This is a genomic window from bacterium, assembly GCA_023230585.1.
Lineage (GTDB): Bacteria > Ratteibacteria > UBA8468 > B48-G9 > JAFGKM01 > JALNXB01.
The window spans coordinates 1-4899 of record JALNXB010000095.1 but is presented as its reverse complement, the minus strand read 5'-3'; the positions used below and the strand labels follow the sequence as shown (position 1 = coordinate 4899).

The 4899-nt window shown below is 35.9% G+C and carries 5 protein-coding genes; all 5 read left to right on the top strand.

Going from position 1 to position 4899, the window contains the following annotated elements; genetic code table 11:
- Positions 1–105 precede the first annotated feature (105 nt).
- On the top strand, positions 106–1641 hold the full coding sequence (locus M0P98_09200; GenBank protein MCK9267023.1) for a hypothetical protein: 1536 nt from the start codon (positions 106–108) through the stop codon (positions 1639–1641).
- 33 nt (positions 1642–1674) lie between these two features.
- Positions 1675–2070, top strand: a complete 396-nt coding sequence (gene rpsL / locus M0P98_09195) for a 30S ribosomal protein S12 (GenBank protein ID MCK9267022.1) — start codon at positions 1675–1677, stop codon at positions 2068–2070.
- Positions 2071–2073: 3 nt separating this feature from the next.
- Complete coding sequence (rpsG, locus tag M0P98_09190) at positions 2074–2544, top strand: 30S ribosomal protein S7 (protein ID MCK9267021.1); 471 nt, start codon at positions 2074–2076, stop codon at positions 2542–2544.
- Positions 2545–2691: 147 nt separating this feature from the next.
- Positions 2692–4749: an elongation factor G gene (gene fusA / locus M0P98_09185; GenBank protein MCK9267020.1), complete on the top strand. Its 2058-nt coding sequence runs from the start codon at positions 2692–2694 to the stop codon at positions 4747–4749.
- Positions 4750–4793: 44 nt separating this feature from the next.
- A partial coding sequence (locus M0P98_09180; GenBank protein MCK9267019.1) for a GTP-binding protein occupies positions 4794–4899 on the top strand: 106 nt, incomplete at its 3' end.

The window sequence follows — 4899 nt, the reverse complement described above, 5'->3', positions numbered from 1 at the left end:
TGCGGTACTCCCGAAGGTATATTTTTAAGTTCTATTGCTGACGGAGATAGTGAACTTCTGCCTTTAAAAGAGAGAATCATAGGCAGGGTTGCTGCTGCAAACGTAATGAACCCATTTACTGATGAGTTTATTATAAAGGAAGGAGAACTTATAGATGAAGTAAAAGCTCAAAATATTATTGAGAATACAGGTATAGTAATAAATAGGCTCAAAATAAGGTCTGTTCTTACCTGTAAAGCAGAAAAAGGAGTTTGCGCTAAGTGTTATGGCTGGGACGTGGCAAGGAAAAAACAAGTTAATATTGGTGAGGCAGTTGGAGTTATAGCTGCACAATCTATTGGAGAACCAGGTACTCAGCTAACTTTAAGAACGTTCCACACTGGTGGAGCGGCTTCAAGAAGTGCTGGCGCTTCTACTGTTGTCGCTAAAGAGAAAGGTATAATTAAATTCCCTGAAACCCTAAGACTTGTAGTTTCACCTGACGGAAAAGAGAGAGTCTTGAAGGAAGGGAGTGTTATTCTTAATAACGATAGGGGTAGAGAAATAGAAAGATATACATTAAGAGTAGGTAGTTATATGAATGTTAAAGATGGTGAAGAAGTTATCGAATCGACTGTTATTGCTGAATGGGACCCGTATTCATTTCCTATAATAGCAGAGAGAGAAGGTACTGTCTTCTATAAAGAGATAGAGGTTGGTAAAACCGCAAAAGAAGAATTTGATACAGCTGTTGGTATTAGTAGAAAAGTTATAATACCCCATAAAGAAGATATGGATCCTCAAATTATCCTTAAAAACAGTAAAGGGCAGGTTGTGGGTAACTACCATTTACCAGAAGATGCCCATATTATGGTAGTTGAAAAGGAAAAAGTTGCAGCGGGTGCTGATATAGCGAAGATTCTTCGTTCAGAAAAGAGGGTACAGCAAGATATTACTGGCGGTTTGCCCAGAGTTTCGGAACTTTTTGAAGCAAGAAATCCGAAGAACCCTGCCATTATTTCTGATATTGACGGGATTGTAGAAATAATGCCTTCTGATAAAGGTAGTAGACAGGTTAAGATTTCTAACCTGGAAACAGAAACTGTTAAAGAGTATGATATACCATACAATAAACACCTTCTTGTTTCTTCTGGAGATAAGGTTTTAGCTGGAAGTAAACTGACCGATGGTCCTATAGTGTTGAAGGAGATGCTTAAAATACAGGGAGCAAAAAAAGTAGAAGAATATCTTTTAAGTGAAATACAGAAAGTATATCGTGTTGAAGGTGTTACAATTAAAGATAAACATATTGAAGTAATTGTTAAACAGATGCTTTCTAAGGTGAGAGTTGAGGACCCAGGTGATACGTTCTTACTTGAAGGTGAAGAGATAGATAAGATAAAAATTCAACAAATCAATGAATCTCTTCCTAAAAACAAGAAGCCTGCTTCTTTTAAACCAATGATACTTGGAATTACTCGAGTGGCTCTTAGTAGTGACAGTTTTATATCTGCTGCTTCTTTCCAAGAAACTACCAAAGTTTTGACAACGTCAGCTATGCTGGGGTTTGAAGACCCGCTTGAAGGTCTTAAAGAAAACGTAATTCTTGGAAGATTAATACCTGCTGGGACTGGGTTGTTCCAACAGCAGGATGAAGAATAGTTTATTATTTAAACAATATTTAGGAGGATAAATATGCCTACATACAATCAACTTATAAAGAAGGGGAGACGTAAGCAGCAGAAAAAATCAAAATCTTCTGCTCTTAATAAGAATCCCCAAAGAAGGGGGGTCTGTCTTTATGTAAAAACAGCTACCCCAAAGAAACCTAACTCAGCGATGAGAAAAATAGCAAAGGTCAGATTAACAAATGGTAAAGAGGTTATTGCTTACATTCCAGGTATTGGACACAACCTACAAGAACACTCAATCGTTCTTGTTAGAGGCGGAAGAGTTAGAGACCTGCCAGGAGTTAAATATCATATTTTAAGAGGTTGTTTTGATACTGGAGGTGTTGAAGGCAGAAAACAGTCTAGGTCAAAATACGGAACAAAAAAACCAAAAGAAGGTGAAAAGAAAGCGGAGGGTTAAAAGATGCCGAGAAGAAAGAGGGCTGAAAAACAAGAAATTTCAGGAGACCCAAAATATAACGATTATGAAATAGCTAAATTTGTCAATCTACTTATGTTGGATGGCAAAAAGAATTTGGCTTATACAATTTTTTATGAAAGTCTTGATATAATAAAAGAAAAAACAAATCAAGATCCTCTCTCAGTTTTTAAGAAAGCATTAAATAATGTTAAGCCAAAAGTTGAAGTTAGGGCAAGAAGGGTTGGGGGTGCAACCTATCAGATTCCTGTAGAAGTGCCACCGGAACGGAGTTTAGCTCTTGCTATCAGATGGATTTTGGGTAATGTGAGAGCCAGAAAGGGGAAATCTATCGCAAATAGACTTGTTGACGAGTTTATTGAATCTTCAAAAGGCGAAGGGGCAAGTGTTAAGAAGAGAGATGATACCCATAAAATGGCAGAAGCTAACCGTGCATTTGCACACTATAGATGGTAATAGTGTTGCGTCCTGCCAATATCCTTGCTGAATAACAGCATTACCACACCTGTTCTTAACCAGCAGTTTTTTTAACTGCTGGTTTAGTTCATAAGTTTTCTATAAAAAAATATTTTTATAAATTATGTTTTACGAAAGGTTTGTTTTATGTATGAATTGAAAAATATTAGAAATATTGGAATAATAGCCCATATAGACGCTGGTAAAACCACCACCACTGAGCAGTTCTTATTTTATGCAGGTAAAACCCATAAGATGGGATACGTTGACGAAGGAACTGCGGCGATGGATTGGATGGAGCAAGAGAAGGAGAGAGGTATTACCATCTCGGCTGCTGCTACAGCGTTTTTCTGGAAAGATTGCAAAATAAATATTATTGATACTCCAGGTCACGTTGACTTTACAGTTGAAGTAGAAAGAACTTTAAGAGTTCTTGATGGAGCTGTTGGAGTATTTTGTGCAGTTGGCGGTGTTCAACCTCAATCTGAAACTGTTTGGCGACAAAGTGAAAGGTATGAGATTCCCAAACTAATATATATAAATAAGATGGATAGAACAGGCGCAGATTTTTTTAAGGTTGTAGATGATATAAAGAGTAAATTGAATGCGAACACAGTAGTAATTGAGATCCCAATAATTGAAGAAGATAAATTTATAGGTATTATTGATATAATTAGAAAAAAAGCGTTTATGTTTGAATCAGAAACTTCAATTGAGGTATCAGAAAAAAACGTGCCTGATAATGTCAAGGAACAGACAAACACTCTCTTTAATAATCTTGTTGAGAAGTTGTCGGATGTTGATATGGAGATAATGGAGGATTACGTAAATGGAGTTGAATTAACTCCTGAAAAGTTACAGAAAGCACTTAGAAAAGCAACTTTAGCACGCCAGTTGTTCCCAGTTTTTTGTGGGTCGTCATTAAAGAATAAAGGAGTGACTATGCTTCTTGATGGAGTAGTAGATTATCTCCCTTCACCTGTTGATATAAAAACTGTTTCTGGAATAAATCCAAAAACAAAAAAAGAGAATAAAGTAGATTGTAATATTAAAGGTAGTTTAGCAGCGTATGTTTTTAAACTGTATAACGATGTTAATGCAGGAAAACTTTTTTTTACAAGAATATATTCTGGTAGATTAAAAAAAGGTGATATTATTTATAATTGGTCTACTAATTCGCAAGAGAAAGTAATGAAGATTTTCGAAGTACATACAAATAAATATTTAGAAAAAGAAGAAGCTTTAGCAGGAGAAATAGTTGTGCTTAGCGGACTAAAAAAAAGTTATACTGGAAATACTCTTTCTGAAAAGAATAATCCTATAATTTTTGAATCCGTAAAATTTCCTCAACCAGTAATATATGTATCGGCTGAACCTAAAATAAAATCTGACTATGAAAAACTTTATAATGCTTTTCTTAAAATTTCAGAAGAAGATCCAACCTTGAGCATAAAGACAGATGAAGAGACAGGGCAGATAGTAATAATGGGTATGGGAGAGTTACATATTGATGTTACAACTGAACGGTTAAGAAGAGAACAGAAATTGGATATACGTCTTGGTAAACCAGAGGTTGCTTATAGGGAAACAATAACTCAAACTGCCAATGGAGAAGGAGAGTTTATAAAACAGGCAGGTAATAAAGGGCATTATGGGCACGCTGTCATAAAGGTTGAACCTCTTGACAGAGGAGGGAAATTTATCTTTGAAGATGTGTCAGAAAAAGGAAAGGTGCCTATGGAGTTTATTTATGCAATTGAAGAAGGGGTAAGGGAAGCTTTGGAGGCGGGTCCTCTTTTAGGAACGCCTATGATGGATATAAAAGTGGAACTTATTGATACCTCTTTTCATGCAACAGATTCTAATGAGATAGCGTATAAAATAGCTGGTTCGATGGCTTTTCGGGAAGCAGTTTCAAAAGCTGCACCTGTTTTGCTTGAACCAATAATGAAAATCTCTATTACTGCTCCAGAAGAGTTTATGGGAGCAATTTCAAGTGATATTAATCTTAGAGGTGGAAGAGTTGAGAGGCTCGGTACTCTTGATAATATAAGATTTATAGAAGGGTTTATACCTCTTAGAAATATTTTTGGATATGCTACAATTTTAAGGTCATTGACACAAGGAAGAGGAAATTATATAATAGAACCCTCTTTTTATGAAGTTGTACCCCCTGAAGAATTAAAGCGTATTAGAGGGTCTTAAAAAATTATTTAACTAATAACAGGATTTATTAAGGAGGCATTAAAATGGCAAAGGAGAAATTTGTAAGGAGTAAGCCGCACGTAAATATAGGAACAATCGGGCACGTAGATCACGGAAAGACAACATTGACCAGTGCAATAACAATGGTAT

Bases quoted from the DNA above. Each gene is read 5' to 3' on its own strand.
- M0P98_09200 (MCK9267023.1), top strand. From the start codon at position 106: ATGAACCCATTTACTGATGAGTTTATTATAAAGGAAGGAGAACTTATA.
- rpsL (MCK9267022.1), top strand. From the start codon at position 1,675: ATGCCTACATACAATCAACTTATAAAGAAGGGGAGACGTAAGCAGCAG.
- rpsG (MCK9267021.1), top strand. From the start codon at position 2,074: ATGCCGAGAAGAAAGAGGGCTGAAAAACAAGAAATTTCAGGAGACCCA.
- fusA (MCK9267020.1), top strand. From the start codon at position 2,692: ATGTATGAATTGAAAAATATTAGAAATATTGGAATAATAGCCCATATA.